Genomic DNA, 25,722 nt, shown 5'->3' on the forward strand with positions numbered 1-25,722 from the left:
CACGGCAAGCCCGACATCTTCAACACTGACCAGGGATCGCAGTTCACCTCCGTGGACTTCACGGCGGTGCTGAAGAAAGCGGAGATCGCCATCTCGATGGACGGCAAGGGCGCGTGGCGGGACAACGTGTTCGTCGAACGGCTCTGGCGGTCAATCAAATACGAGGAAGTCTACCTCCACGCTTACAAGACCGTTTCCGAGGCCCGCGTCGGCATCGGCCGCTATCTGACCTTTTACAATACCCGACGCCCTCACTCATCCCTTGACCGGCAGACGCCGGATCAGGCTTACTTCAACGCTCTGACGCCGATGATGGTGGCGGCTTAATCGAGGCGAAAATCCACTTAGCGAAACGCCCGAAACTGTTCAGACGAACCGAGCCAGCTCTGACCCATCAGATGGGTCGTAATCAATGCTCTTTGGTATTAATCCTCATTCGAGGCCGAAACGGCCATCACTGAGTGAAAGCCTCTCCACTAAATCCGGGCAGATCCAGCCGTTGAAAGGGCCAAGCGTTAAAATCTCAGTGTGATCAGGCTCCCGCAACCAAATAAAATGACCCACATAACCGCAGACGCTTTTGGAAAAAAAACGCGCGCGGTGTCTTGTTGGTCACCACCCACGACAGGCGCTAAACGCAACACGCCTCACAAAGCAACACGGAAATTCCAGAACGATACAAATCAAAAGCCCCACCCGGTAACAACGGTGGGGCTTTTTGCGTTCTATTGGCAATTGGCAAACCGGATTGTGCAGCTCAGCCAAATCTGCGCTGCAGCTTCACAGGCAGAGCTGTGCGGGCTTAGTCGCGCAGGTCCGGCAAGCCGATGCCGGTGCTATCAAAGCCGCCGTCTGAGGCGACGACCTGACCCGTGACATAGCTTGCCTTGTCGCCGCACAGGAAGACGATGACTTCGCCGATCTCGTCTTCGGAACCATAACGGTTCAGCGGAATGGCATCGTGATAGGCGGCGATGATAGCCGGCGAATGGACAGCCATGGCCAGTTTGGTGCGCACCGGTCCCGGGCAGACGCAATTGGCGCGAATGCCGTGTTCGCCAAGTTCCGCCGCCTGCTGCTTGGTCATGTGGATGACGGCCGCCTTCGAAGTTCCGTAAGCGACCCGCAGCGTAGAGGCGCGCAGGCCCGAGATGGACGCGATGTTGACGATGGCGCCGCGGGTCTCACGCAGGGCCGCAATGGCCGCCTGGGACATCAGAAAGACACCGTCCAGATTGGTGTCCATCACCGTGCGCCAGCGCGCGAAGGTGGTCTCCTCGATGGGCCCGAAATCCGCCACGCCGGCATTGTTGACGAGAGCGTCGATCCGCCCGAATTTCTCCAGGACATCCTTGTAGAGCTGGTCCACGGCCTCGGGAATGGAGACATCACAGACAAAGGCCCGGGCGCCGTCGAGGTCCTTGGCAGCTTCGGCCAGCGTTGGTGCGTCGCGGTCGATCATGGCGACATTCCAGCCGTCGCGCAGGAAGAGCTTCGTGGTGGCAAGTCCGATGCCGCGGGCCGCACCGGTGACGAGAGCGAGTTTCTGTGTCATTTGAAGTTTTCTCCCGGAAAATCAGATCGCGGCATTGCCCATGAGGATCGACATGCCGCCGTCAACGTGAAGATCGACGCCGGTGATGAAGCCGGCCGCGTCGGACGCCAGAAACAGGGCCGCCTCCGCGACATCCCACCCCGTGCCCTGACGCTTCATCGGCACCTGGGCCGCGCGCGCTTGCGCCACCGCCGCGCCATCGGTGGAGGTGGCCACATGAGCCTGAACGTGCGGCGTGTCGATCATGCCCGGCACCACGGTGTTGGAGCGCACGCCCCGGGCGGCATATTCCGCCGCGACGCTGCGCGACAGTCGGCTGAGGGCCGCCTTGGAGGTCTCGTAGCCGACATAGGCGTAAGGGCCGTTGAGATGGGCCGCGAGGGTCGTGATGTAGACGATCGCGCCGCCGCCGTCCTGCTCCAGAACCGGCAGGGCGGCCCGGGTGACGTGAAAGGCGGCATCCAGGTTGACGGCGAACACCTTGCGCCAGTCCTCGAGCGTCGTATCGGCGATGCCGCCACGGGTGCTGATCCCGATGTTGAAGTGAAGGATGTCGAGCCCGCCGAAGGCGTTGACGGCAGAAGTCACGGAGGCCTTTGCCACCTCGGGATCGGTCATGTCCCCGATGAAGGCAGCGGCTGTCCCGCCCTCGTCGCGGATCAGCTCGACGGTGGCTTTTGCGGCCGCATCGCTCCGGTCGACGACCAGAACCTTTGCACCTTCACGGGCGTAGAGAACGGCTGCGGCCTTGCCGTTGCCCCAACCGGGGCCGACGGACCCGCCGCCAACAACAAGGACGCGTTTGCCGGCGACGCGGCCTGTTTGTCTGGTCTCACTCATTGCATCACCTGATCCGGCAGCCACAGGGCAATCTCCGGGAAGGCAACGACGAGGCCGAGCAGAACAAGCTGCACGATCACGAAGGGAATGATGCCCCGGTAGATGTCGCGCATCGCCAGCATGTTGCCCGCCGCGCCTTTAAGGTAGAACAGCGCGAAACCGAAGGGTGGCGTCAGGAAGCTGGTTTGCAGATTGAGCGACACCAGAATGGCGAACCAGTAGATCATCTGCGCCTTGTCGACATGGTCGCCCAGATCCATCAGCGGAACGATCGGTGCGAAGATCGGCAGCACGATCAGGGTGATCTCGATCCAGTCGAAGAAAAACCCCATGACGAAGATCATCGCCATGATGGAGATCAGCAGACCCCAGTCGCCAAAGGGCAGCGCCCGGGCGGTGTCCACGATGAAATGCTCTCCACCGACCTTGCGGAAGATGTAGGAGAAGGCCGTCGCGCCGACGAAGATGAAGAACAGCATCCCCAGCGACGTGACCGATCCGTCCATGGATTCCCTTAGCGTCACCCGGGTCAACCGGCCGCGCAGCAAGCCGATCAGCAAGGCGGCCACGACCCCGACGCCCGAGGCTTCGGTCGGCGTGGCGAAACCGCCGAGAATGGAGCCGAGGACAGCGAAGATCATCAGAAGCGGGGCAAGGACGGACTTCAGGGTTTCAAGCCAGAGACCGCCTTTTTCCTTGTCGGTCAGCGGCGGAGCCTTGGGAGCAAGGGAGGGCTGAAGAAACGACCGGGTGACGATGTAGATCACATAGCAGGCGGCCAGAAGCAGGCCCGGCAGGAGCGCGGCGACGAACAGTCGTCCGAGGGAAATCGACAGCAGGTCCCCCATGAAGACCAGCATCACGGACGGGGGAATAAGGATGCCGAGGGTGCCCGCGGAAGCGACAGTGCCAGCGGAAAGCCCCTTGTCGTAGCCGTTTTCGAGCATGGTGGGCAGGGCCAGCATCGTCAGCATGATGACGGACGCGCCTATGATGCCGGTGGCGGCCGCCAGGATCGTCCCCATGAGAACGACCGCCAGGGCAAGGCCGCCGGGGACGACCCGCATCAGCCGCTGCAGGGTCAGCAGAAGGTCTTCGGCAATGCGGGTCTTCTCCATGATCAGGCCCATGAAGATGAACATGGGGGCCGCGACGAGGACCGCGTTGTCGATGGTGCCGGAAAAGATCCGGTTGGGCAGCAGGGTTGCATGCACCAGGCGCATGTCGCCGGTCCAGATCGCGAGCAGCCCGAAAATGAGGCTCGTTCCCATCAGCATGATCGCGACCGGTGCCCCGGAGAACAGCAGCACGATCAGCGACAGGAACATGGCGCCCGGCAGGACCGCGGAGATCGTTTCGATCATGGATCAGGTCTCCCAGGGGCTTTGCAGCATGTCGGGCCGGCGAAGAGCGACAATGACCTTGAAGAGGACGGCCAGCCCGCCGGAAATGGTCAGCAGCGCGCCGATCGGGATCACCGACTTGATGATCCAGCGGTTCGGCAGGCCGACCCCGCCGGAGCTGCCTTCTCCGCGCTCGAAAGAGCGCAGCACGAAGTCGTATCCGAACCAGGTCAGCAGCAGCATGAAAGGAATGAGGAAGGCGACGATGGCCACGATCTCCAGCCACAGCCGGGTGTCCTGGCGCATGTTGGCGGAGAAGATGTCGATCCGCACATGGGCGTTGGCGAGATAGGTCCAGCCGAAGCAGAGCACCGCGATCGCACCGTGAATGTGCCACTCCAGCTCCTGGAGCTTGAAGGAGCCGGTGGAGAAGAAGCGCCGGCCGATAACGTCATAGAGAATGACAGCCGCCAGAACGAGCAACAGCCAGCCGCATAATCTTGCCGCCAGGCGGCAGGGGATCGCCAGCAAATCGGAGAGCCGCAGAAGAGTGTTCATCAGACTTACCTTGGGTCTGGCCTTAAGTCTGGCCTTGCATCCGGCGAGATGGCGCGGGACAACAGCCGGAAGGACCGGGCGCGGGGCGCCCGGTCCTTCGGATTATTTCAGGTAGGCAAGGTCGGACCAGGTCTGGAAGTTCTTGCGGAACTCCGACAGGCTTTCCCATGCGCGCTTGAAATCCGGATCGGCTTCGGACTGCTCGACGACGACCTCGTCCCAGGACTGGCTGAAGGCGGTCATCATCGCGTCGTTCCATTGATGCACCTGGACACCGGCGGCCTTGAGGTCTTCCAGCGGCTGCAGCTGCTTGGCTTCCCCCTCGGCGGCGGTCAGGGCGACATTGGCCTGACAGGCCGTCTGAATGACGGTGCGCTGCTGGTCGGACAGGCCGTCCCAGACGTCCTGATTGACGATGAAGGTGATCAGCGACGTCTGCTGGTGCCATCCCGGGAAGTAATAGTGGGAGGCATACTCGTTCATGCCGACCGCCTTGTCGATCAGCGGGAACGAGACTTCAGCGGCGTCGATGGTGCCGAGACGAAGACCGGTCAGCGTGTCGGCGACAGGCATGGACTGGGCTTCGACGCCGAGCTTGCCCATAACGGCCGCGCCAAGACCGAAGACGCGCATCTTGATGCCCTGAAGATCTTCCGGCTTGTTGATTTCCTTGGCGAACCAGCCGGAGGCTTCCGGCACCAGGATGGCGCAAAGCTCTGTGTGGATGTTGTATTTGGCCGTGATGTCGGCCCACAGTTCATTGCCGCCGCCATAATACCACCAGGCTGTATAAGCGCGCACGTCCGGCCCGAAGGGAACGGCGGTGAAGATCGCCGCGGACGGGATGATCCCCTGAGCGAAGCCGGGGCTGTACCAGCCCGCGTCCACGGCACCGGTGGAGATCGCATCCCACATTTCATTGCCGCCGACGATGGCGCCCGGCTCGTTGAACTCGATCTTCAGATCGCCGCCGGTCAGGGCTTCCACCTGTTCGGTCAGGCGAATGCCGCTATCTCCCAAAAGGGGAAGGGATGAGGGGTAGACGCTCTGCATGACAAGCGTTTCGGCCTGAGCTGCGGCTGAAAGTGAAAGCGCCGCGGCAGCGGCAAGTGCAAAAGTCTTCATCGGATTTTCCTCCCGTTTGCGCGTTCATCTCTGGTGAATGCCACCGGCTATTCTCAGGCAGTATCCATATTATGGATGATATCGCGGTTGTAAGGGTAGCGTCATGAAACACAAAATGTAAGGGAAAATTTGCAATCTGTTGAATTATGGAAAAAAGAAAGACAGAATAGGACACCTGATGAGATTTTAGTATCTACAATATGGATAGTGCAATGCAACAAAAAGAGGCGGAGCCGGGCGGGGCGCAGAGTGTCGACCGGGCGCTCGGGTTGCTGTCGGCGATCGCCCGGGCAGGCGGAAACGCCGTATCGATCAACACTCTGGTTGAGCAAAGCGGGCTGAGCCGCCCGACCGTCCGGCGCATGCTGCTGGCGCTCATCCGGGCCGGAATGGTCGAACAGGACAAGGACAGCCGGTCCTATGCCCTGGGGCCTGAAAGTTATGTCATCGGTCTGATGGCGAACCGGCGGTTCGATCTTCTCGATCTGGCGATTGACAGTCTTGGCGCCCTGGCGCGGGACAGCGAGGACACCTGCTTTCTGTCGATCCGGCGGGGATGTCATTCGGTTTGCCTGCACAGGGAGGATGGTCCCTTTCCCATTCGCACTTACGCCCTTCAGGCTGGGCAAAGGCACCCGCTCGGGGTTGGAGCCGGTGCGATGGCGATCCTGGCGGCACTGCCAGACCGGGAGGTGGACGACGTGATCGCCGACAACGCACAAACCCTGGCGAGCGGCTATCCGGGCTATACGCCGGAGCTTCTCCGGGACCATGTGAAAGAAACCCGGGCGCGCGGCTGGTCCGTCAATCCCGGGCTTTATTTGCCGAATTCATGGGCGGTGGGCATTGCGCTCATGGCCCCGAGCGGAGAGCCGATCGGGGCCCTGTCGGTCGCGGCGCTGGACACGCGCATGCAGCCCGACCGCCAGCTCGAGATTGCCGGTCTTCTGAAACGTGAAAAACGCACGATAGAAGCGAAGCTGAACAGAAAACTGGAATTCAACAATCCAGGCACGGCCTGACCGCCCTGCCGGGACGCCCGGGAGAAACAAGATGAACCATGCGCAGATTGTGGGTTGGGCCCACAGCAAATTCGGAAAGTCCGAAACGCCGGGCCTGGAAGGCTTGATGGCGGAAGTCGTGCCCGCCGCTCTCGAGCATGCCGGTGTCGGTGCGCCGGACGTCGACGGCATCTTCGTCGGTGTCTTCAACAACGGGTTTTCCGCCCAGGCATTCGAGGGTGCGCTGGTTGGCATGGCGCTCGACGACTTGCGCAATGTGCCGGCCGTGCGCCTGGAAAATGCCTGCGCAACCGGCTCCGCCGCGCTTTATGCGGCGATGGACTTCATCGCAGCAGGCCGCGGCAAGGTTGCCCTGGTCGTCGGCGCGGAGAAGATGACTGCCGTTCCCACGTCCCGTGCCGGCGACATCATGCTCAGCGGCTGCTACCGGGAAGAGGAAGACCGGGTCGATGCGGGCTTCGCGGGTATTTTCGGCAAGATTGCCCAGACCTATTTTCAGGAAAACGGCGACCATTCCCTAGAGCTTGCGATGATCGCGGCCAAGAACCACAGCAATGGCCTGCGCAACCCTTACGCCCATATGCGCAAGGATCTGGACGCGACCTTCTGCAACACGGTCACCGACAAGAACCCGCTGGTGGCCGGTCCCTTGAGGCGGACCGATTGTTCGCTGATTTCCGACGGCGCCGCGGCGCTTGTCCTTGCAGCACCGGATGTGGCGGAGAGCCTGGGCCGGGCCATCGGCTTCCGGGCGCGCAATCAGGTGAATGATGTCCTGGCCCTGTCGCGCCGCGACGTGACCGAATTTGCCGGCGCGCGGGGAGCGTGGAAAGCTTCGCTGGAAGAGGCGGGCCTGTCCCTTGACGATCTGGATATGGTGGAAACCCACGATTGTTTCACCATTGCCGAGCTGCTGGAATATGAGGCCATGGGGCTGGCCGGGCGCGGCCAGGGTGGCCGGGTCGTTCGCGAGGGGATCACCGCGCGCGACGGCAAGCTGCCGGTCAATCCTTCCGGAGGGTTGAAGTCGCGGGGCCATCCGCTGGGCGCCACCGGTGTTTCCCAGCACGTGATGGCGGCGATGCAACTGGCGGGCGAAGCCGGAGACATGCAGCTGCCCGATGTCGGGCTGGCCGGTGTCTTTAATATGGGCGGTGCCGCCGTCGCGAACTACGTGTCCATTCTGGAGCGGGTAAAATGAGTTTTGAAACCGCCAATCGGGACACGGCCCTTCCCTGGTCGACCCGCACGTCGAACATCGCCCATTTCCTGTCCCGAAACGCGCGCCGTCTCGGAGACCGGCCGGCGATCATCTGGGGAGACGACCGCTGGACATGGCGGGAGCTGGATGCCCGCGTATCGTCTCTCGCCATTGCCATGCGGGAAGACTTCGGCATCCGGCATGGGGATCGGGTGCTCGTTCAGTCGCCGAACAACAACCAGATCATCGAGATCATGCTGGCCTGTTTCCGGCTGGGTGCGGTCTGGGTGCCGTCCAATTTCCGTCAAGGCGCGGATGAAGTCGCCTATCTGGCGCAAAAGGCCGGCACGGCGATGATGTTCTGCGAACACGGCTTTCCCGGCCATGCCGCGGCCTGCCGCGCGGCCCTGCCGGACATGGTGGGCGTGGTTGCGATCGGCAACGCGAACTTCGGCCCTTCCTACGAAGCCCTGATCGCGAAAAACCTCGGCAAGGACATGCCTAATGCCGATGTCGACCGCGATGCACCCTGCTGGCTGTTCTTCACCTCAGGCTCCACCGGACGTCCCAAGGCTGTCGTTCTCACCCACGGTCAGCTGACATTCACCATCGTCAATCACCTCAACGATCTGATGCCGGCATCGACGCCCGAAGATGTCAGTCTTGTGGTGGCGCCGCTGTCCCATGGGGCCGGAATGCATCAGCTGACCCAGCTCGCCGCCGGCGCCGTCAGCGTGCTGCTGCCGGCAGGCCGTTTCGACCCGGCCGTGGCCTGGGAGCTTGTGGCGCGCCACAAGGTGACGAACCTGTTCACCGTGCCGACCATCGTGAAGATGCTGGTCGAGCATCCGTCCGTCGACGAGCATGACCACACCAGCCTGCGCTATGTCATCTATGCCGGCGCGCCGATGTACCGGGAAGATCAGAAATTCGCCCTGCGCAAACTGGGCAAGGTTCTGGTCCAGTATTTCGGTCTGGGCGAAGTCACGGGAGCGATCACCGTGCTGCCGCGTCATGACCATCATCTCGAGGATGGTCCTCAAGCCAGGGTCGGAACCTGCGGAATCGAACGCACGGGCATCCAGATCAGCATTCAGGACGATGACGGCAAGCATCTGCCGCCCCTCGCCAGCGGCGAAATCTGCGTGACCGGCCCCGCAGTCTGCGCCGGCTACTACCAGGACGAGGAAGCCAACGGGAAGGCTTTCCGCGATGGCTGGTTTCGCACGGGGGATCTCGGCCACATGGATGCGGAGGGCTACCTCTACATCACCGGACGCGCATCGGACATGTACATCTCCGGCGGCTCCAACGTCTATCCGCGCGAGGTGGAGGAGCTTCTCCTGGCCCATCCGGCGCTGAAGGAGGTGGCGGTGCTCGGCATTCCCCATCCGAAATGGGGCGAGACCGGACTTGCCGTCTGTGTTGCCGAAGAAGGGCAGGAGCTGGACGAGATGTCGCTACTGGCAACGCTGCATGGCCGGCTGGCGAAATACAAGCTGCCGACCCATTTCGTCTTTCTGTCCGACATGCCGAAGACCGGCTACGGCAAGATCACCAAGAAGCTCATTCGCGAAGAGCTGACCGCACGCGGTTTGATGCCCGTGCTGGAGGGAACTTCATGAGCCGGTCTCACCTGATCCGGCATCCGGGTCCGCCGACAGTGCCGCGCCGGCATGTGGTGAGCGGCTTCGCGGAGCCGCTTTCCTTCAGCCTCGGCAAGGGCGCGATGCTCATGAGCGCCATTGCCGAAGTCATGGACGCCGCCGGGTGCGACAGCGCGGTGGTCCGCCTCGACGGGCTGGTCATGGGGCCGTACAAGTTCGTCATGCCGGACACCTCCCCGGACGAGGAGCATGTCGCCTGGTACAGTCAGACCCACGACGGGCAGGGCGCGACCCTGACACAGGGGACCGCGATTGTCGGCAGGCGGAACGGCGAATGGTTTCTCCATTGCCATGCCATCTGGGACGATCCGCAACACGGGCGCCGCGCCGGTCATCTGTTGCCCGACCAGGTGACGATTGGCGCCGATTATTCCGGCGACGGCTTTCGGTTCGAAGGCGGCTGCTTCGATGTCACGGCGGATGCGGAAACGAATTTCTCCTTCTTCCGGCCCCGGAAGCTGAGAGACACGCCTGCGGTCAATGCCGCCATCGTCTCGCTCGCGCCCCATGAGGATCTGTCCACCGCCGTTGCCGAGCTTTCCGGCGAACTGGAACTTGGCAATGCGCTGGTTCTGGGGATCGGAAGCCTGATCGGGGCCGATTTCTCCGATGGGTCCTCCATGGAATCGCCGATCTCGGAGGTTCTGTTGCTGAACGGGGCCCGGAATGCCGGACCGCAGGGACCCGTGCTCCCGACCTTCTGCGTCGATCCGGACGGCAACTTCTTCGAAGGCAACATCGTGCCCGGCAAGGCGCCGATCTGCGTCACCTTCGAGATGATCCTTGTCGCCGGTTAAGGCGGGGGCTGTTTCAGTTTGATAGCCGTTATTATTGGTATACCGGTATTCCATAACGAAAATCATCCGGAGGGAACTGATGGAAGTTGCTGGAGACCGCGTTTCGCCGCCACTGGGAGTGGCGCTCGTGGGAGCGGGTATGGTTGCGGGCACCCATCTTGCGGCGATTGCGCATGCCCGCGATCATGTGATCCTGCGCGGCGTTCTCTCCAGGCGGGCGGACCGCGCTGACGCGCTGCTGGCAGGATTGCCGGAAAACTATCAATCCGTACCACGAGTTTACCAGAGTCTCGATCAGTTGATCGAAGATGACACGGTGAACGCGGTGGTCATCATTACGCCGGCGAATGTGCGGCTGGAACTGATCGGGCCTATTGCCGGCAGCGGCAAGCATATCCTTCTGGAAAAACCTATTGCCCGAAATCAGGCGGAAGCCGAAGCAGTCGTGGACCTGTGCGAAAAAGCCGGCATCCATCTTGGCATTGTCTTCCAGCATCGTTTTCGTGACGCCTCCCGGAGGGCAAAGCGAATTGTGGACGCTGGCGGCCTCGGCCGTCTCGGAGCGGTCGAGGTCGCCGTGCCCTGGTGGCGCGATCAGGCTTATTACGACGAGGCCGGGCGCGGAACCTATGACCGCGATGGAGGAGGCGTTCTGATCACCCAGGCAATTCACACGATCGACCTGATGTTGTGGCTGACCGGTCCGGTCAGCCGTGTGCAGGCTCTGACGGCAACCAGCATCTTGCACAAGATGGAGGCGGAGGATTTTGCGGTCGCCGGGCTTCAGTTCGCCAATGGCGCGGTCGGATCGTTTACCGCAAGCACCTGCAGTTTTCCCGGGTCTTCGGAATCCATCGTCCTGCATTTCGAAAAGGCCAGCCTGCATCTCCAGGCAGGGGTACTGACCGTCAGCTGGCGCAATGGAAAAACGGAGACCTACGGGACAGACAGCGCCACGGGCGGCGGGGCCGATCCGATGGCCTTCACCCATGAATGGCACCAGTCCGTTCTTGAAAACTTCTCCGAAGCGGTTCGCCGGGGCGTCCCGCCCGCAATCACGGGACGCGAAGCGCTCGCCGCTCAACGGCTGATCCATGCAATTGAAGACTCCGCGCGGAAGGGCCGGACCTGCGAGCTGGAACAATGAAATTGGGCATGATTGGGCTTGACCGTCGGCACATCTGCGGCATCTCCGCCAACGCCGCGTGTTCGTCTGTTGCGAGAACCGGAGCCTGGCCTCAAGTTTCCAGTTTCTCCAAAAAGGCAAGCGGTTCCGGCTGGTAATATGTCGCGATCTTGTCGATGCGGCTGAGCGAGCGGTCGAGCGAGATCTTCAAATGCTCGGCGAGCGTGTCCGCCGCCTTGCCGGCTTCCCCCGACTGCAGATACTTCACGATCTCCAGATGCTCCGGCAGAAACGGCTCGACCGGAAACATCTCGTTCGTATGACGATAGAGGAAGCGGTGCGCAATGATCAGCGACTGATGTGTGTGGATCGTCTGGATCATGGTGGCATTGCCGCAATAACTCAGCAGCTCGACATGCATCTCGTTCTCAAAGCGATCAAGGTCCGCGCTGCCAAGATTTGCGGTGTTGGTGAGCGCCTTCTCCAGATTGGAGCGCATCCGCGCAAGCAGCGGTGGTGGCAGGTTCGGGGCGGCGTCTTTCAGCGCCACGGGTTCCAGCACCCAGCGCATTTCATAGAGTTCGCCCACATGGCGCGGGGTCAGCGCCGGCGCGAACCAGCGTGAGCGATCGTCCTTGCGCACCAGGCCGGCTTGCTGCAGACGGGCAAGGACATCGCGGGCCACGGTCCGGCTGACATGATAGGTCCGCGCCAGCTCTGCCTCGACGATCCGCCAGCTGCCGGTCGCTATCCGTGAAATGATTTCCGCTTCCACCTGGTCGTAGATCCGCTCCCAGCTGGACGACGACACGAGCCGCTGAAGTTCCCGTGGCGCGCTCAAAACTGCTTTATCGGCGGGTTCTCCGCAGACGATGAAGCCCCTGCCTGCCGCTTTTTCAACAAGTCCGGCTTCTTGCAACCGGGTCAGGGCCTGGCGCGCCGGTGGTCTGCTTATGCCGAAACGCGCGGCTATTCCCGTCTCGTTCAGACGTGACCCTGGACTGAGAGTCTTTTGCCGGATTTCCTCTGCAAGGATCTTGAAGGCGCGTTCGTAGAGACGGGGGGCCGCACCCGAAATCGGGCCGCGGCCGGCGTCTACAGGCATGCTCTCTTCCGTGGCAGGCGGTTCTTCGATCTTTCCGGCTCCATGATCTAATCGATTTATATGAGCTGTGACGATAGCCAAAATCGCCCTCCTTTGACAATTGCCGAACACTCAAAAACCAGGATCAGACTAAGGTCCCGCTTTCCTTATTGTGTTATATATTGATAATTGTATAGTGTGCACATTATACAATAATTGTTAGAGGCAAAGCGAAGGACACAGGGCATGTCGGACCGGCTGGCCGGAAAACGGGCTTTTGTGACAGGCGCGGGTCAGGGAATCGGACGAGCGACGGCCCTGGCTTTCGCCCGCGAGGGCGCCGAGGTCTATGCCGCCAGCCGTACGCTCGCGAAAATGGAAGACCTGCCCGCACTGAATGGCGCCATCACGCCGGTAGAGCTCGACGTCACAAGCGCCGAGAGCGTGGAAAAAGCCATTTCGAACGCCGGAAAGCTCGATATCCTGTTCAACTGCGCCGGATGGGTGCACAACGGCACGATCCTGGACTGTTCGCGCGAAGACTGGCTGAACAGCTTCGACCAGAATGTCACCTCGATCTACCAGACCATCCGGGCGGCTTTGCCTGGCATGCTGGAACGCGGGGCCGGGTCCATCGTCAACGTTGCCTCGGTCGCCTCCTCCATCACCGGCGTGGCCAACCGTGCCGCCTATGGCGCGAGCAAGGCAGCGGTGATCGGCCTGACGAAGGGTGTGGCGCGCGATTTCATAAAATCCGGCGTCCGGTGCAATGCGCTGTGTCCGGGCACGACCCTGTCTCCGTCGCTCGAAGCGCGCATGAGGGCCACCGGCGATCCGGAGGCGACACGCCGCGAATTCACCGCGCGCCAGCCGATGGGCAGGCTGGGGACCGTGGAGGAGATGGCGGCGGCCGCGGTCTATCTCGGCAGCGATGAATCGAGCTTCACCACCGGATCGGTAATGGTCGTCGATGGAGGGCAGACGCTGTGAGTTCCACCGCGCCCGTCAGCGAAACCGAGGCGCAGTGTATTGCCCTTGAGGACCTGAGCGCCTTCAGCATATCGGTGCTGTCGGCCGCCGGTGCGAATCTGGAAACGGCATCGGCCGCGACCCGGGCCATGTTGCATGGTTCCCGGCTGGGGATCGACAGCCACGGCATCCGCTTGCTGCCGCATTATGCGAAGGCCATCAGAGGCGGCCGCGTCAACGGCAGACCGCGGCTGGACTTCAACTACCGGGCGGGTGTCGTCGCGACCCTGAATGCCGGCGACGCGCACGGGGCGCTGGCCGCTTATGAAGCCATGAAGGAAGCCATTTCCATCGCCCGCTTCAACGGCATGGGAGCGGTTGCCATACAGCGCGGTTCCCACTTCGGGCCCGCCGGCGCCTATGCGGTCGAAGCGGCGAGGGCTGGAATGATCGGAGTGACTTTCTGCAATTCTGACGCCTTCGTGCGCCTGCATGGCGGGGCCGAGCGCTTTCATGGCACCAATCCGATTGCCGTGGCGGCTCCGAGCGGATCGGACGATCCCTGGCTGCTCGACATGGCGACCAGCTCGATTCCCTATAACCGCATCCGTCTTTTTGAAAGCCTTGGCCAGCCTCTGCCCCGGTCGGTGGCCTCGCTCGCGGACGGTGAGGACACCCTGGACGCCGCGCAGGCGGTTATGCTTGCCCCGCTCGGTGGCGAATTCGGCTTCAAGGGAGCGGGCCTGGCCGGACTGGTTGAGATCTTCAGCGCCGTTCTCACCGGCATGAAGCTGAGTTCGGAAATCCTGCCCATGGAGGGGGAGGACATGTCCACACCGCGCTACATGGGCGCCTTCGTTATGGCGATTGATCCGGCCGCATTTCTCGATCCGGCCGAGTTCAAGAACGGCATGCGCCGCTACCTGCATTCCCTGCGCAACTCGCCGACAGCGGCGGGCGAGACCGTCCTGGCCCCGGGCGACCGCGAATGGGCCGAAGCCGCGCGGCGCGACCGCGAGGGAATCCCCATCGACCCGAAGACCGAACTGGCGTTCCGCGATCTCGCGGAAGCCTATGGCGTACCGTTCCCTGAAGGGACGGGCACGCCCTGACCCACGAATTGACCATGGCATCATTGGGAGGATGAAATGACAGGTTATGGGAGAGTATTGAAGATAGGCGCAGCCGCGCTGCTTGCAGGTTGCACGCTGGCGGCCGGCACGGCGCAGGCACAGGAAACATACACGCTGCGGTTCAACCACGTGCTCGGACCGAACGAACCGTTTCACAAGGGGTTCACCGACTGGTCGGAACGCGTTGAGGAACGCACCGGTGGCGGATTGAAGATGGACGTTTTCCACTCCTCCCAGCTCGGAGTGGAGGAAGACATCATCGAGCAGATCCGCCAGGGCGCCAATATCGGTCAGAATACAGACGCGGCGCGCCTCGGCAATTACGTGCCGGGCATCGCGGTGGTAAATGGCCCCTATTTCGTATCCACGATCGAGGAAGCCTATGCGCTCGCCGACCTGCCCACCATGAAGAAATGGCAGCAGGAGCTTGCCGACGAACACGGTCTCAAGGTTGTCTGCTTCGACTGGGTGCAGGGGTTCCGCAACTTCTACACCAACAAGGAAATCCGCGAGCCGGCGGATCTGGAGGGATTGCGCATCCGCACCCCGCCGGCGCCGATCTGGCAGGAATCCATCCGCGCGCTGGGAGCGGAACCGACAGCAATGAATTTCGGCGATGTCTATCCGGGCCTGCAGCAGCGTGCCATCGACGGCGCCGAGCTTGTCTATCCGAACATCACCGCCGCCAATTTGAACGAAGTGCTTAAAATCGCCAATGAAACCAAGCACATTCTGCTGGTGAATTTTCAGGTTGTGAGTTCGAAGTGGTTCAATTCGCTGCCCGTCGAGTATCAGACAGCTCTGGTCGAGGAATGCAGGACGGCTGGACAGGAAACCTCCGAAGTCATTCGCCAGGCGACGGAAGCCGCCAGGCAGAAGCTGATCGAAGCCGGCATGACAATTGTCGAGGACGTGGACATGGAGGCTTTCCGGCAAGCCGGCGAGGCCGCGTATGAAGCGCTTGGCATTGTCGAGGCGAAAAAACAGTTGCAGTCTGAAATGCAGCAGTAACAACGGTTGGAACCAGACACGGAGCCGGCGGCAATGGTCAGGGCACGGACAGCATATTCGGTGCTAACACGGCTTGAAGCCGTTCTGGCCGGCGTGTTTCTGATGTTGATGGTTCTGCTTATTTTCACGGGTGGTGTGGCGCGCATGCTGCATCACCCGCTCAACTGGACCATTGATCTTTCCACCTGCTTCTTTGCCTGGGCCTGTTTTCTGTGCGCCGATATCGCCTGGCGCAGGAACGCCCTCATGTCCATCGATGTGTGGGGGAAACACCTTTCGCACAGGGCGAACCGCGCCCTGGACTACCTGAATTATGCGGTCATCTCCGCCTTTCTCGTCTACCTGATCTATGCCGGAATATGGCTCTCCTGGGTCAGCCGCGCACGGAGCTTTCAGGGAATCCCTGGCGTGAGCTACTCCTGGGTGACGATGAGCATCGCGGTCGGAGGAGCGCTGCTTCTGCTCACGACGATCCTGAAGGCCATGTCGGCCCTCAAGGAGGATCGCCTGCGCGGGACGACCCGGTGCGGCGCGGTCTGACATCATGTTGATCGTTGCCATCGCCTTTGTCGTCTTCCTGCTTATGCGCATGCCGGTCGCCTTTGCCATTGGCATTTCCGGCGTTCTGTTTTTCGCCCAGCATCCCGAACTTCCGTTCACGATCCCGGCGCAGATCACGGTTTCGCAAACCCAGAATTTTTCACTTCTGGCGGTTCCGCTGTTCATCCTTGCGGGCAATTTCATGAACCGCTCGGGCATCACGAAGCGCCTCCTGGAACTGGCCTCGGTCATGACCGGCCGGTTGCGCGGCGGCCTTGCGCAGGTCTCCATAGCCCTGTCGGCACTGATGGGCGGCGTCTCCGGATCGGCAATCGCCGATGCCTCGATGCAGTCGCGGATGCTGGGAGAGGACATGGTCCGGCGCGGCTTCACCCGCGGATTTACCGCGGGTGTTCTCTCCTACGGTGCGGTTCTCACACCGATCATCCCGCCCGGGATCGGCATGATCCTCTTTGGCACGATCGGTCAGGTGTCCATCGGGCGGCTGTTCGCCGGCGGCGTGCTGCCGGCGCTGCTCCTCTGGCTGGCCTTGTCCCTGGCCGTCTGGCTCACGGCCCGCAGCCGCGGCTATGAACCCGAACGCAAGGTGCGCCCGAGCCTCAAGGAAACCGCCCGCGCCTTCAAGGGCGGCATCTGGGCGCTGCTGTTCCCGGTATTCCTTCTGTTCGGCCTGAGGATGGGCGTCTTCACACCGTCGGAAATCGGCGCGTTTGCCGTGCTCTACGCGATCTTCATCGGGGTTCTGGTCTATCGTGAAATGAAGGCGAAGGGATTTATCGAGGCCCTGGAAGGCAGCCTGACGGATGTCGGCGCCGTGATGTTCCTGATCGCCTTGTCGGTGATCTTCAGCTACGGCCTCGTGTTCGAGCGGGTGCCGGAAGTCGTCTCGGGCTGGATACTCGGCGTGACGGAAAACCCCTACGCCGCGATGATCCTCGTTGCGGTTTTCGTGCTGGTGATCGGCTTTTTCATCGACGCCACGGTGTTGATCATCATGCTGACGCCGATATTTCTGCCGGTCATCCGCCAACTCGGTGGCGATCCCGTGCATTTCGGCATCGTTTTCATCATCGCCGCCACCATCGGCAATTTCACTCCACCCGTAGGCGCGGCGATGTATGCCGTATGCTCGATCCTCAAATGCCCGATCGGTGAATATACCCGCGAGTCGAAGGGCCTGCTGGCCGCTGTCGCGCTCGTTGTCCTCCTTCTTGTGTTCCTGCCCGGTATCGTGCTGTTCCTGCCTGACCTGGTCTTTGGGTGACGTTCGAGTTTGATTTATCCCTCATAATGAACGCTCTTTGGTATCAGGTATCACAGCTTGAGCAATACGCGGGCATTCAAGGAAAAGATGGCCTTTTTCAAGTCATGGTCCATCGGATGGGACCGCAGCCAGTCAACGCCGGACCGATTGTCCGCATAGGGCCAGTCGACAGCAAAGAGAATGTGATCCGGGTTGAGGCATTCCAGACAGCAGCGGAGCGCCGCATCGGAGAAAAAGCCGCTGGTCGTCACGAAGAAGTTGTTTTTGAAGATCTCGGCAAAGCGCACCGCTGCGTTGCCGGGCCGCGCGAGCGACTCATCGATCCGGGGAAGCCAGAACGGCAGGGCCTCGCCCATATGCCCCAGGATGATCTTGAGGCCCGGATGGCGGTCGAAGACGCCGCTCAGGATAAGCCGGATGGCATGGGTCCCGGCCTCCACGCCAAAACCCCACGCAGGACCGGTCAGGGCCGGGTGGCTTTGGTCATACGGCGCGTAGCAGCTTTCGATCACCGCCTTGTCCGGGTGGGCCGGATGCAGATAGATCGGCACGTCGAGCGCTTCCGCCCGGGCATAGATCGGCCAGAATTCCGCCGCGTCGACAAATTCGCCGCAGCTCTTTCCGTGGATCATCGCGCCTTTCAGGCCAAGTTCCTCGACGGCGCGCTGAAGTTCGTCGGCCGCGGCCTCCGGAACGGAGCTGGGGATCATTGCAAATCCGGCGAACCGGTCCGGCGTCTTCCGAATGATTGCCGCGAGCGCGTCGTTGACTGCCCGGCAGGCTTCCACGGCGGTATCGCCGGTGAGACGCTGACTGCCCGGTGACTGGTGCGACAGCACCTGCATGTCGATGCCTGCAGCATCCATTTCCTCGATGCGCACGCCTGCGAAATCGAAGAGCTTCCTGCCAAGCGCAGACGCCGGATCGGCCGCCGAAGCCAGATGCCGGGCGAGTGCGTCGTGCATGAAATGCTCTTCGATCGCAATGATTTCCGCGCTGGTGGTTACATCGGTCATGCGGTCCCCCTGGATATACGCAATCATGACAATTGCGCCTGAAACTTTGTGCAATCGATTGCAGGTAATTTCCGTGATTATGCAATCGATTGCAAAAAGGTCAATCGCTATAAGGACCGCGGACCGATCGCTGCAAGGAGCGACTGCCCATCGGCCGGGATATCTGGGAATTCTTTCTTTTCAGGCCGGGTCGATGCGTTTCACGCTGCCGCGTTCGACGAGCTTGACCGGCAGGATCGTGGTTCTGGGGATCGTGGCGTCCGGATCGGTCATCATCTTGATGAGTAGCTCCGCGCCGATGCGGCCGATATCGAACTGGGGGATCTGGATCGTCGTCAGTCCCGGCGGGATGAGATCCAGAAACGGAATGCCGTTATAGCCGGTGACGGAGATGTCGTCGGGACACGACAGGCCGTGCTGGCGCAGCGCGTCGAACGCGCCGAGCGCCAGGCGGTCGTTGGCGCACAAGATGGCTGTGAACTCAGTGCCGGATTCCAGCAGTTGCCGGGTACAGCGCCGTCCCTCCTGCTCGTCGAAATAGTTCGAAACCACAAGCGCCTCGTCGGGAAGATCGAGGTGAAGTTCCTTTGCGGTTGCCTTGAAAGCCTCGATGCGTGCCCGGCCTGTCGAGAGGTTTTTCGGCCCGGCGATATGGGCGATGTGGCGGTGGCCATGCTCATGAAGATACCGCAGCATCATCGCAATTCCGCCCGGATCGTCATTGACCACGGACGGGATTTCGCTGTTTTCGATCTGGCGGTTGACCGTCACCATCGGCAGGCCACGGCGCGCCACCTCGATCATGCGTGGATCGCTGAGATAGGGAGCGGCGTGGATGATGCCGTCCACCCCGCGTTCCAGCAGCACATCGACCAGTTTGGCTTCCCGCTTCCGGTCGCTGTCCGTGTTGACGATGATGGACGTGTATCCGGCGGGCTCAAGAACGCTTTCCGCACCGCGCACGATTGGCGGAAACAGCGTGTTCTCGATATCCGGAATCATGAGACCGATGGACATGGTGCGCTTTGTGCGCAGGCTGGAGGCCAGTCGGTTCGGGCGGTAGCCCATGCGCTCCGCCGTGGAGCGGATTCTCTCCACCACCTCACGGGTCAGGGACGTCCGGGCATTGGGATCGAGCGCCCGCGAAACCGTCGAGACATGGACGCCGGTTTCTCGCGCGATGTCCTTTAGCGTAACCGGTTTGTTCATGCGTCCATTCTCGTCCGTTTCGATCTTATCAGTTTTAGGGGCGGCGGCGGTTTTTCGCAATCGTTTGCAAAAAGGGATTGACAGGTTCTCAAAACCGTCCTTAGTATTTGTGCAATCGATTGCGTGATTTCTTCCCCAAAAGTGGAGAGGCGACAAGCGCGACATTTCAAGCCGGTCAGACTGATCAGACCGGAAAGGGAGGTTGAGGCCTGCGTGACGACCGACGAACCCGAGGCATGACTGCGTGGCAGTGCCAAGGAAGCGGAAGCGCGTCGTCGGGTTTTCAATCCGATCAAGGGTGCAAACGTTCGCACGTAAATCGTCTGGATACGGGACTCATCAGTCTGAATTCTTGCCCGCTGGACGGGCTCGGACTGCGAAAAGAATTATAAGTGGAGGTAAACTATGAGCAGCCTTAAGATTGGATGGGTCGGAATGGGGCGTATGGGGTATCCCATGGCCGAACGGCTCGTCGATGCGGGCTTCGATACCTATGTCTGGAACCGGACCCGGTCGAAAGCCGAACCGCTTGCCGCGAAGGGCGCAACGCTGGTCGATACGCCGCGCGACCTGGCGGGTGTCGACATTCTCGGAACCATGGTGTCCACCGGCAAGGACGTCGAACAGGTCTATTTCGGCGAAAACGGGGTTCTGTCAGGGGATGGAACACCGAAGATCTTCCTCGATTGCTCCTCGATTTCCAGCGAACAGTCGGCGGATATCCGCACCCGCCTTGCCGAGCGCGGCGCCGAGCTGATTGCCTCGCCCGTCAGTGGCAACGGCAAATGCGTCAAGTCGGGCAAACTGAGCGCCGTGGCCTCCGGTCCGAAGGCGGCCTTCGACAAGGTGGAGCCGGTCATTTCCGCGATCGCCGCCAATGGCGCGTCCTATGTCGGCGAGGGCGAGCTCGCTCGCTTCTGCAAGATCGCCCATAACGTCTTTCTGGGCGTTGTTACGCAAAACCTGGCTGAAATCACGGTTCTGGCCGAAAAGGCAGGCGTGCCGAGAGCCGCTTTCCTGGATTTCATGAACAACTCGGTCATGGGCTCGATCTTCACGCGCTACAAGACCAACGCCTTCGTGAATCTCGACTGGACGACCACCTTCACACCGGAGCTGCTGCGCAAGGACCTGGATCTGGGTCTCGGGGCGGCACGCAATCTGGGCGTGCCGATGCCGGTGACGGCGGCAACCCGCGAAGCGTTGCAGGCTCATTTCGGCGCCGCTACGCTGAAGGAGGATCCCGACGCTTACCTGCAAAAGGATTTCTCGGCGCTTCTTGAAACAGTTGCCCTGGCCGCCGGCCTGGAACTCAAGAGCGAAGACACCCCATACCCGACAGGTCTGGAATTGCCGCAGGCCGCGGAATAACCGCGGCCGAGCGGATTTACGGCGCCAAGAAAAACCAGAACGGCGTCCTGGAACGAGGAAAGAGGGCCTTTAGTTCCGAAAACAGGGAGGAATAGCAATGAAGCTTCTTACACTACTCACCACGACGGTTGCCGTCTGCGCCATGGCGACGGCCGCTCACGCGGACATCAAGATCGGGGCGTCCCTGCCGCTGACCGGCGCGTTTTCAATCGCCGGAGCCAAGCACAAGCAGGGCTACGATCTGTGCGTGAAGATGCTGAACGACAGGGGTGGCATCGGCGGCGAGAAGATCGAACTGATCACCTCGGACAACCGTTCCGATCCGGCCACCGCCATCAGCCAGTATGAGCGGTTCATCAATGTCGACAATGTCAACGCCGTCTTCGGCACGTTCTCGTCGCGCCTGACTTTTCCGGTCGCGAACATCCTGGCGAAATACGGTTACGTGCATCCGGTTCCGGCCGGCGGCGCGCTGCGCATCTACAAGCAGGGACACGACAACCTGTTCTATTTTCAGCCGAATGCCGCCGAATATGTCGGCAGTTCCCTGAAAGGGTTGATCGAGGACCTGATTCCGGAAGGCGAGCGTCCGAAGACCGCCGCGGTCGTGGCGGCCGATGACTTCTTCGCCAATGCCGTGGAGGCCGGTTTCCTGGGCCAGAAGGTCATGGACCCGGCTGACGGCAGTGTCGTGGCCGATCTGGCTCCCGGTTATCTCGCCGATGCGGGCATCGAGGTCGTCTTTTCGGAAAAGTGGCCCGAGGAAGGCTTCAACGACTGGCTGAACCTTGCCAACTCCATCAAGCGCTCCAACGCCGAGCTTATTATCGCCTTGACCGCGTCCGCGGAAGAAGCGGTGCAGATTACGCGTGCGCTGAAGACCGTGCGGGCGGAACCCAAGATGGTCTACTACAGCCAGGGCACCCAGGCGGAATTCTATGAAGGCACCCAGGGCGCGTCCGACAGCATCCTGATGCACACGTCCTGGCATCCTGCGGCTCCCTACAAGGGCACCCTTGCCGGCGAAGAGTTCACCAACGCCGATTTTGTCGCCGCGTTCCAGGAGGAATACGACGCGGCGCCGGATGAAGATGCGGCGATTCCGTTCGCGGTCTGCCAGGGGATCGAACAGGCCATCATCGGCGCCGGTTCGACTGACAATGCCGCCATGGGCAAATGGCTGTCCGAACGCACAGCCGACAATCCGGTACGCACGATCCTGGGCCGTTTCGCCTGGGACGACGTCGGCCTGCCGGTCAACAAGCCGTTCCTCGTCGCCCAGTGGAACGACGGCGAATTGCAGTTCGTCTATCCGACGGACGAATTCGACGGGGTCTCCAAGATGACCTATCCCAAGCAGGGATTCTGATAAGCTGAAAACGGCCGGGCACGGCAACGCGCCCGGTCACTTTGTACCGATCAACTCCGGATGACCGTCGGTTCCGACCGGTCATCCGTTGATCAGGACGAATTTTGAGCGGAGGAGCGCATATGCTTGAGGTCAGGAGCCTGAGCAAACACTTCGGCGGTATTCAGGCGGTCGACAAATGCTCGTTTGTCGCCGAGCGTGGCAAGATCACCGCGCTGATCGGGCCGAACGGGGCGGGCAAGACGACCGCTTTCAACTGCATCAGCCGCACGATGGCGCCCTCGGCCGGGGAAATCCGCCTGGATGGCAGGCGCATCGACACCCTTCGCCCCTACCAGGTCACGGCCGCGGGCCTGTCGCGGACCTTCCAGATCTCGCGCAATCTCGCTGACATGACGGTGCTTGAAAACGTTATCTGCCAGTCGAAGATCCACGGTTGGAGGGATCTCTTCCGGCCGGCGATGAGCGCGGAGGAGATCGACAAGGCCTTCGGCATCCTCGAATTCCTCGGCATCACGCGCATCGCCAACGAAGACGGCTCCAACCTGAGTTACGGCCAGAAAAAGCTGATGGACCTGGCGGCGCTCCTGATGAGCGACCCGAAGATCATCCTGCTCGATGAACCGGCCGGCGGTGTCAATCCGACGCTGCTGGAGGAAATCATCGGCCATATCCGCAAGCTCAACGAGCAGGGGCTGACGGTGCTTATCGTCGAACACAACATGGACCTGATCATGCGATTGTCCCACCGGGTTGTCGTCATGGCACATGGACGGGTGATTGCCGATGGCACGCCCGACGAGGTCCGCGAAAATCCGGATGTGCTGGACGCCTATCTGGGCGGCGCGCTTGAGGAGGCTGCATGAGCGGACTTCTGGAAGTTTCCAATGTGGTTGCCGGTTACGGCGACGGCCCCGCCATCCTGGACGGCGCCAACCTGTCGGTTCAGCCGGGCAAGGTTCACTGCATCATCGGCCCGAACGGCGCCGGCAAATCCACGCTGTTGAAGACCATTGTCGGCATGCTGAAGATCCGTCAGGGCAGCGTGACCTTCAAGGGCGAGAGCCTTAAGGGCAAGCGGCCGGATCAGATTCTGCGCCGGGGCATATGCTTCGTCCCGCAGGAACGGGCGCTGTTTCCCAAGATGACCGTTCGGGAAAACCTGCGCATGGGCGGCTTCTCGCTGGCCGACAAGTCGAAGCTGGAAAAGCGGATCGACGAAATCGAGGAGCGCTTTCCGATCCTGGGCGAACGGCGCGACCAGCACGCCGGTACGATGTCGGGCGGCCAGCAGCAGACCCTTGCGATGGCACGCACCCTGATCCTCAAGCCGGAAATCGTCATGCTCGACGAGCCGTCTCTCGGGCTCGCCCCGAAGATCGTCAAGGAAGTCTTTTCCATCATGCGGCTGATGGCCGATGAGGGGATCACCATCCTGCTTGTTGAGCAGAACGCGCTGATGGGATTGAAGCACGCCGACTGGGGCGTGGTGCTCGACCTTGGCCGGACCCTGTTCGAAGGGCCCGCGGCGGAGGTGCTGACGGATCCGAGGATCCAGGAACTCTATCTTGGTGGAAAGAAGGCGGCGTAATGGCTGAGGTCATTCAAATACTTATACTCGGGATGGCACTCGGCGGGGTCTATGCCCTGATGGGCTCCGGGCTGAGCCTGGTTTTCGGTGTCATGCGCATCGTCAACCTGGCACATCCGGTGCTGATCATGGCGGGGGCCTATGTCGCCTACTGGGCGGCCCGCCTCTACGGCCTCGATCCGCTTCTCACGCTTCCGATTGCCGCCGTCATCCTCGCGGCAACCGGTGTGATCCTCTACAAGCTGGTCTTCGAACGCGAGGCCAGATCCGCGAAATACTCCGAAATGACCGTGCTCCTGACCTTCGCCCTGGCGATGGTGATCGAGGGTGCCCTGGGGACGGCCTTCACCAACACCCAGCGCGTCACTTCGCCGGACTATGCCACCGACGCGTTCTTTATCGGCGACATCTTCATCCCCAAGGGACAGCTCTATGCCGGCATTGTTTCCCTCGCGATCATTTCCGCGCTGGCCCTGTTTCTGAAATACTCCCGCTTCGGCTATGCGATCCGCGCCACCACCCAGAACCGGGAGGCGGCCGAACTGCTCGGCGTGAACGTCAATTTCGTCGGGCTTGTGAGTTTCGCGATCGGGATCGGCCTTGCCGGCGCGGCGGGATCGCTGGTGTCCTTCGTGTTCTCGTTCTTTCCGGCAAAACACTGGGAGTGGATCGCCGTCCTGATGTCCCTCGTGGTGCTTGGCGGCATGGGCTCGATTTTCGGCACCGTCCTGGCCTCGTTCATCCTGGCCGTCGTTGCCGCCTTCATCGGCGCCTATTTCGGCGCCACCTGGTCCACCCTGACATTCTTTGTCGCCCTGTTCGTGGTGCTTCTTGTCAGGCCCCAGGGGATCTTTGGCGAAAAACCGGAGTTGGCATAGTGGCTAGCCTTGATACCAATGACGTGCTCGTGGCACGCAAAGCCTATAACGCCGGCCTCGTCCAGGACGTTTCGAAGGAGCGGGCCTACTGGTTCCCCGCCCTCGTCCTGGCGCTGCTCCTGCTGTTGCCCGCCCTGCAATTTACCGGCAACTACAATTATCTGATCCATCTTGTGCTGTTCACGGCCAGCTATGTGGTGATGGCCTCGGGCTGGAATATTCTGGGCGGCTTCACCGGCTACATCTCGCTGGGGCACAATGTGTTCTTCGCGGTCGGCGGATATTTCGCCGGCATGATCTTCGCCCGCTACGGCATCTCGACGATCGTCCTGGCGCCGTTCGCCGGTCTCGTCGCCGGTCTGCTCGGCTATCTCGTCGGCCAGATCACCCTTCGGGTGCGCGGTCCGTCGTTCATCATCTCCTCGCTGGCGCTGGTGATGATCTTCCGCATCCTGTTCGAAAACTGGGATTTCGTCGGCGGGGCTGCCGGCGTGTCCCTGAAGGCGAACGACCTTCCCGTGCAGTGGGCCAAGCTGCCCTACTATTATGCCTTCGTCCTCATGGCCGCCTTCTCGGTCTGGGCCGCCTACCGCATCAAGCACTCCAAGTTCGGACTGGGCCTGCGGGCCATCTCCAAGGACGAGATAAAGGCGGAAAGCGCGGGCATCAACACCCGGTTCTACAAGACGCTCGCCTTTGCCATCTCGGCGTTCTTCGTCGGCATGGCCGGCGCGGTCTGGGGCGAATACCTGACCTATATCCGGCCGAATATCTTCCTGATCATCCTGGTCTCGGTGAACATGGTGCTGATCTGCATTCTCGGTGGCAAGGGAACCATCGCCGGGCCGGTGGTCGGCGCCGTGCTCCTGGTGTCCTTCAACGAGTTCTTCGTCGCGACCCTGGGGGCTTCGGAAATCAACATCCTGGCAACCGGTCTCATCATGATGCTCTGCCTGATGTTCTTCCCGCTTGGCATCGTCGGTACGCTCGCGCGCCTCAGGAAGCTGCCGCGCATCCTGAACTGGGATTGAG

At 61.5% G+C, this 25,722-nt stretch carries 25 protein-coding genes; 17 read left to right on the top strand and 8 right to left on the bottom strand.

Annotation, left to right across the window (positions count from 1 at the left end; translation table 11 throughout):
• Window positions 1-327 (top strand): integrase core domain-containing protein (locus tag CLV41_RS00005; protein WP_146048464.1); only part of this gene is annotated, 327 nt, incomplete at its 5' end.
• Window positions 328-802: 475 nt separating this feature from the next.
• Here the strand turns inward: CLV41_RS00005 and CLV41_RS00010 are convergent.
• The 5 genes from CLV41_RS00010 to CLV41_RS00030 form a co-directional block, all read right to left on the bottom strand.
• Window positions 803-1,555, bottom strand: coding sequence for an SDR family NAD(P)-dependent oxidoreductase (locus CLV41_RS00010; protein WP_103220253.1), 753 nt, complete (start codon window positions 1,553-1,555; stop codon window positions 803-805).
• A 21-nt stretch (window positions 1,556-1,576) separates the two neighbouring features.
• Entirely contained in the window at window positions 1,577-2,395 is an 819-nt protein-coding gene (locus tag CLV41_RS00015; protein ID WP_103220254.1) for an SDR family NAD(P)-dependent oxidoreductase, read from the bottom strand.
• Window positions 2,392-3,759, bottom strand: coding sequence for a TRAP transporter large permease (locus tag CLV41_RS00020; RefSeq protein ID WP_103220255.1), 1,368 nt, complete (start codon window positions 3,757-3,759; stop codon window positions 2,392-2,394). Before CLV41_RS00020 ends, CLV41_RS00015 begins: the two co-directional genes overlap by 4 nt.
• A 3-nt stretch (window positions 3,760-3,762) precedes the next feature.
• A complete protein-coding gene (locus CLV41_RS00025; protein WP_103220256.1) occupies window positions 3,763-4,296 on the bottom strand; it encodes a TRAP transporter small permease subunit in 534 nt (177 codons plus the stop codon).
• Between the two features lie 102 nt (window positions 4,297-4,398).
• Window positions 4,399-5,421, bottom strand: a complete 1,023-nt coding sequence (locus CLV41_RS00030) for a TRAP transporter substrate-binding protein (protein ID WP_208987215.1) — start codon at window positions 5,419-5,421, stop codon at window positions 4,399-4,401.
• Window positions 5,422-5,633: 212 nt separating this feature from the next.
• On the opposite strand from CLV41_RS00030, the gene CLV41_RS00035 reads away from it, so the two are divergent.
• The 5 genes from CLV41_RS00035 to CLV41_RS00055 all read left to right on the top strand — a co-directional run bounded on the left by CLV41_RS00035 (window position 5,634) and on the right by CLV41_RS00055 (window position 11,255).
• The gene (locus tag CLV41_RS00035; protein WP_103220257.1) at window positions 5,634-6,443 is read left to right on the top strand and encodes an IclR family transcriptional regulator; all 810 of its coding nucleotides are present in this window, start codon (window positions 5,634-5,636) and stop codon (window positions 6,441-6,443) included.
• Window positions 6,444-6,474: 31 nt separating this feature from the next.
• Complete coding sequence (locus CLV41_RS00040) at window positions 6,475-7,644, top strand: acetyl-CoA acetyltransferase (RefSeq protein WP_103220258.1); 1,170 nt, start codon at window positions 6,475-6,477, stop codon at window positions 7,642-7,644.
• A complete protein-coding gene (locus tag CLV41_RS00045; protein ID WP_103220259.1) occupies window positions 7,641-9,269 on the top strand; it encodes an acyl-CoA synthetase in 1,629 nt (542 codons plus the stop codon). The genes CLV41_RS00040 and CLV41_RS00045 overlap by 4 nt, the downstream gene beginning before the upstream one ends.
• Window positions 9,266-10,108: a PPC domain-containing DNA-binding protein gene (locus CLV41_RS00050; RefSeq protein WP_103220260.1), complete on the top strand. Its 843-nt coding sequence runs from the start codon at window positions 9,266-9,268 to the stop codon at window positions 10,106-10,108. Before CLV41_RS00045 ends, CLV41_RS00050 begins: the two co-directional genes overlap by 4 nt.
• Before the next feature lie 79 nt (window positions 10,109-10,187).
• Window positions 10,188-11,255 (top strand): Gfo/Idh/MocA family protein, encoded by a 1,068-nt coding sequence (locus tag CLV41_RS00055; protein ID WP_103220261.1) that lies wholly within the window; start codon window positions 10,188-10,190, stop codon window positions 11,253-11,255.
• 91 nt (window positions 11,256-11,346) lie between these two features.
• Here the strand turns inward: CLV41_RS00055 and CLV41_RS00060 are convergent, their stop codons facing one another.
• Window positions 11,347-12,339, bottom strand: a complete 993-nt coding sequence (locus tag CLV41_RS00060) for a GntR family transcriptional regulator (RefSeq protein WP_103220262.1) — start codon at window positions 12,337-12,339, stop codon at window positions 11,347-11,349.
• Window positions 12,340-12,564: 225 nt separating this feature from the next.
• On the opposite strand from CLV41_RS00060, the gene CLV41_RS00065 reads away from it, so the two are divergent.
• The 5 genes from CLV41_RS00065 to CLV41_RS00085 are packed head-to-tail and all read left to right on the top strand — an operon-like array spanning window position 12,565 to window position 17,256.
• Entirely contained in the window at window positions 12,565-13,308 is a 744-nt protein-coding gene (locus tag CLV41_RS00065) for an SDR family oxidoreductase (protein ID WP_103220263.1), read from the top strand.
• On the top strand, window positions 13,305-14,399 hold the full coding sequence (locus CLV41_RS00070) for an Ldh family oxidoreductase (RefSeq protein ID WP_235867021.1): 1,095 nt from the start codon (window positions 13,305-13,307) through the stop codon (window positions 14,397-14,399). The genes CLV41_RS00065 and CLV41_RS00070 overlap by 4 nt, the downstream gene beginning before the upstream one ends.
• A 57-nt stretch (window positions 14,400-14,456) precedes the next feature.
• On the top strand, window positions 14,457-15,431 hold the full coding sequence (locus CLV41_RS00075; protein ID WP_235867022.1) for a C4-dicarboxylate TRAP transporter substrate-binding protein: 975 nt from the start codon (window positions 14,457-14,459) through the stop codon (window positions 15,429-15,431).
• Between the two features lie 60 nt (window positions 15,432-15,491).
• Window positions 15,492-15,971: a TRAP transporter small permease gene (locus CLV41_RS00080; RefSeq protein ID WP_235867023.1), complete on the top strand. Its 480-nt coding sequence runs from the start codon at window positions 15,492-15,494 to the stop codon at window positions 15,969-15,971.
• Between the two features lie 4 nt (window positions 15,972-15,975).
• Window positions 15,976-17,256 carry a TRAP transporter large permease gene (locus tag CLV41_RS00085; protein ID WP_103220265.1) on the top strand — a complete coding sequence of 427 codons (1,281 nt, stop codon included), beginning with the start codon at window positions 15,976-15,978 and terminating at the stop codon, window positions 17,254-17,256.
• 50 nt (window positions 17,257-17,306) lie between these two features.
• Here CLV41_RS00085 and CLV41_RS00090 read toward each other — a convergent pair whose 3' ends face one another.
• Window positions 17,307-18,272 (bottom strand): amidohydrolase family protein, encoded by a 966-nt coding sequence (locus tag CLV41_RS00090; protein ID WP_170107074.1) that lies wholly within the window; start codon window positions 18,270-18,272, stop codon window positions 17,307-17,309.
• Between the two features lie 180 nt (window positions 18,273-18,452).
• Window positions 18,453-19,481, bottom strand: a complete 1,029-nt coding sequence (locus CLV41_RS00095; RefSeq protein WP_103220267.1) for a LacI family DNA-binding transcriptional regulator — start codon at window positions 19,479-19,481, stop codon at window positions 18,453-18,455.
• Between the two features lie 405 nt (window positions 19,482-19,886).
• Between CLV41_RS00095 and CLV41_RS00100 the strand changes: the two genes are divergently transcribed.
• The 6 genes from CLV41_RS00100 (at window position 19,887) to CLV41_RS00125 (ending at window position 25,721) form a co-directional block, all read left to right on the top strand.
• Window positions 19,887-20,852 (top strand): NAD(P)-dependent oxidoreductase, encoded by a 966-nt coding sequence (locus CLV41_RS00100; protein ID WP_103220268.1) that lies wholly within the window; start codon window positions 19,887-19,889, stop codon window positions 20,850-20,852.
• 97 nt (window positions 20,853-20,949) lie between these two features.
• Window positions 20,950-22,221 (top strand): amino acid ABC transporter substrate-binding protein, encoded by a 1,272-nt coding sequence (locus CLV41_RS00105; protein WP_103220269.1) that lies wholly within the window; start codon window positions 20,950-20,952, stop codon window positions 22,219-22,221.
• Between the two features lie 122 nt (window positions 22,222-22,343).
• On the top strand, window positions 22,344-23,087 hold the full coding sequence (locus CLV41_RS00110; RefSeq protein ID WP_103220270.1) for an ABC transporter ATP-binding protein: 744 nt from the start codon (window positions 22,344-22,346) through the stop codon (window positions 23,085-23,087).
• Window positions 23,084-23,812 carry an ABC transporter ATP-binding protein gene (locus CLV41_RS00115; RefSeq protein WP_103220271.1) on the top strand — a complete coding sequence of 243 codons (729 nt, stop codon included), beginning with the start codon at window positions 23,084-23,086 and terminating at the stop codon, window positions 23,810-23,812. Before CLV41_RS00110 ends, CLV41_RS00115 begins: the two co-directional genes overlap by 4 nt.
• Entirely contained in the window at window positions 23,812-24,690 is an 879-nt protein-coding gene (locus CLV41_RS00120; protein WP_103221433.1) for a branched-chain amino acid ABC transporter permease, read from the top strand. The genes CLV41_RS00115 and CLV41_RS00120 overlap by 1 nt, the downstream gene beginning before the upstream one ends.
• Window positions 24,690-25,721 (top strand): branched-chain amino acid ABC transporter permease, encoded by a 1,032-nt coding sequence (locus tag CLV41_RS00125; protein ID WP_235867024.1) that lies wholly within the window; start codon window positions 24,690-24,692, stop codon window positions 25,719-25,721. The genes CLV41_RS00120 and CLV41_RS00125 overlap by 1 nt, the downstream gene beginning before the upstream one ends.
• Window position 25,722: the final 1 nt, after the last annotated feature.

Source organism: Roseibium marinum (assembly GCF_002906165.1).
GTDB classification, from domain to species: domain Bacteria; phylum Pseudomonadota; class Alphaproteobacteria; order Rhizobiales; family Stappiaceae; genus Roseibium; species Roseibium marinum.

Excerpts from the sequence above, each read along its gene's own strand:
- CLV41_RS00010 (WP_103220253.1), bottom strand. The coding sequence starts at position 1,555 with ATGACACAGAAACTCGCTCTCGTCACCGGTGCGGCCCGCGGCATCGGA.
- CLV41_RS00015 (WP_103220254.1), bottom strand. The coding sequence starts at position 2,395 with ATGAGTGAGACCAGACAAACAGGCCGCGTCGCCGGCAAACGCGTCCTT.
- CLV41_RS00020 (WP_103220255.1), bottom strand. The coding sequence starts at position 3,759 with ATGATCGAAACGATCTCCGCGGTCCTGCCGGGCGCCATGTTCCTGTCG.
- CLV41_RS00025 (WP_103220256.1), bottom strand. The coding sequence starts at position 4,296 with ATGAACACTCTTCTGCGGCTCTCCGATTTGCTGGCGATCCCCTGCCGC.
- CLV41_RS00030 (WP_208987215.1), bottom strand. The coding sequence starts at position 5,421 with ATGAAGACTTTTGCACTTGCCGCTGCCGCGGCGCTTTCACTTTCAGCC.
- CLV41_RS00035 (WP_103220257.1), top strand. The coding sequence starts at position 5,634 with ATGCAACAAAAAGAGGCGGAGCCGGGCGGGGCGCAGAGTGTCGACCGG.
- CLV41_RS00040 (WP_103220258.1), top strand. The coding sequence starts at position 6,475 with ATGAACCATGCGCAGATTGTGGGTTGGGCCCACAGCAAATTCGGAAAG.
- CLV41_RS00045 (WP_103220259.1), top strand. The coding sequence starts at position 7,641 with ATGAGTTTTGAAACCGCCAATCGGGACACGGCCCTTCCCTGGTCGACC.
- CLV41_RS00050 (WP_103220260.1), top strand. The coding sequence starts at position 9,266 with ATGAGCCGGTCTCACCTGATCCGGCATCCGGGTCCGCCGACAGTGCCG.
- CLV41_RS00055 (WP_103220261.1), top strand. The coding sequence starts at position 10,188 with ATGGAAGTTGCTGGAGACCGCGTTTCGCCGCCACTGGGAGTGGCGCTC.
- CLV41_RS00060 (WP_103220262.1), bottom strand. The coding sequence starts at position 12,339 with ATGCCTGTAGACGCCGGCCGCGGCCCGATTTCGGGTGCGGCCCCCCGT.
- CLV41_RS00065 (WP_103220263.1), top strand. The coding sequence starts at position 12,565 with ATGTCGGACCGGCTGGCCGGAAAACGGGCTTTTGTGACAGGCGCGGGT.
- CLV41_RS00085 (WP_103220265.1), top strand. The coding sequence starts at position 15,976 with ATGTTGATCGTTGCCATCGCCTTTGTCGTCTTCCTGCTTATGCGCATG.
- CLV41_RS00090 (WP_170107074.1), bottom strand. The coding sequence starts at position 18,272 with ATGACCGATGTAACCACCAGCGCGGAAATCATTGCGATCGAAGAGCAT.
- CLV41_RS00095 (WP_103220267.1), bottom strand. The coding sequence starts at position 19,481 with ATGAACAAACCGGTTACGCTAAAGGACATCGCGCGAGAAACCGGCGTC.
- CLV41_RS00100 (WP_103220268.1), top strand. The coding sequence starts at position 19,887 with ATGAGCAGCCTTAAGATTGGATGGGTCGGAATGGGGCGTATGGGGTAT.
- CLV41_RS00105 (WP_103220269.1), top strand. The coding sequence starts at position 20,950 with ATGAAGCTTCTTACACTACTCACCACGACGGTTGCCGTCTGCGCCATG.
- CLV41_RS00110 (WP_103220270.1), top strand. The coding sequence starts at position 22,344 with ATGCTTGAGGTCAGGAGCCTGAGCAAACACTTCGGCGGTATTCAGGCG.
- CLV41_RS00115 (WP_103220271.1), top strand. The coding sequence starts at position 23,084 with ATGAGCGGACTTCTGGAAGTTTCCAATGTGGTTGCCGGTTACGGCGAC.
- CLV41_RS00120 (WP_103221433.1), top strand. The coding sequence starts at position 23,812 with ATGGCTGAGGTCATTCAAATACTTATACTCGGGATGGCACTCGGCGGG.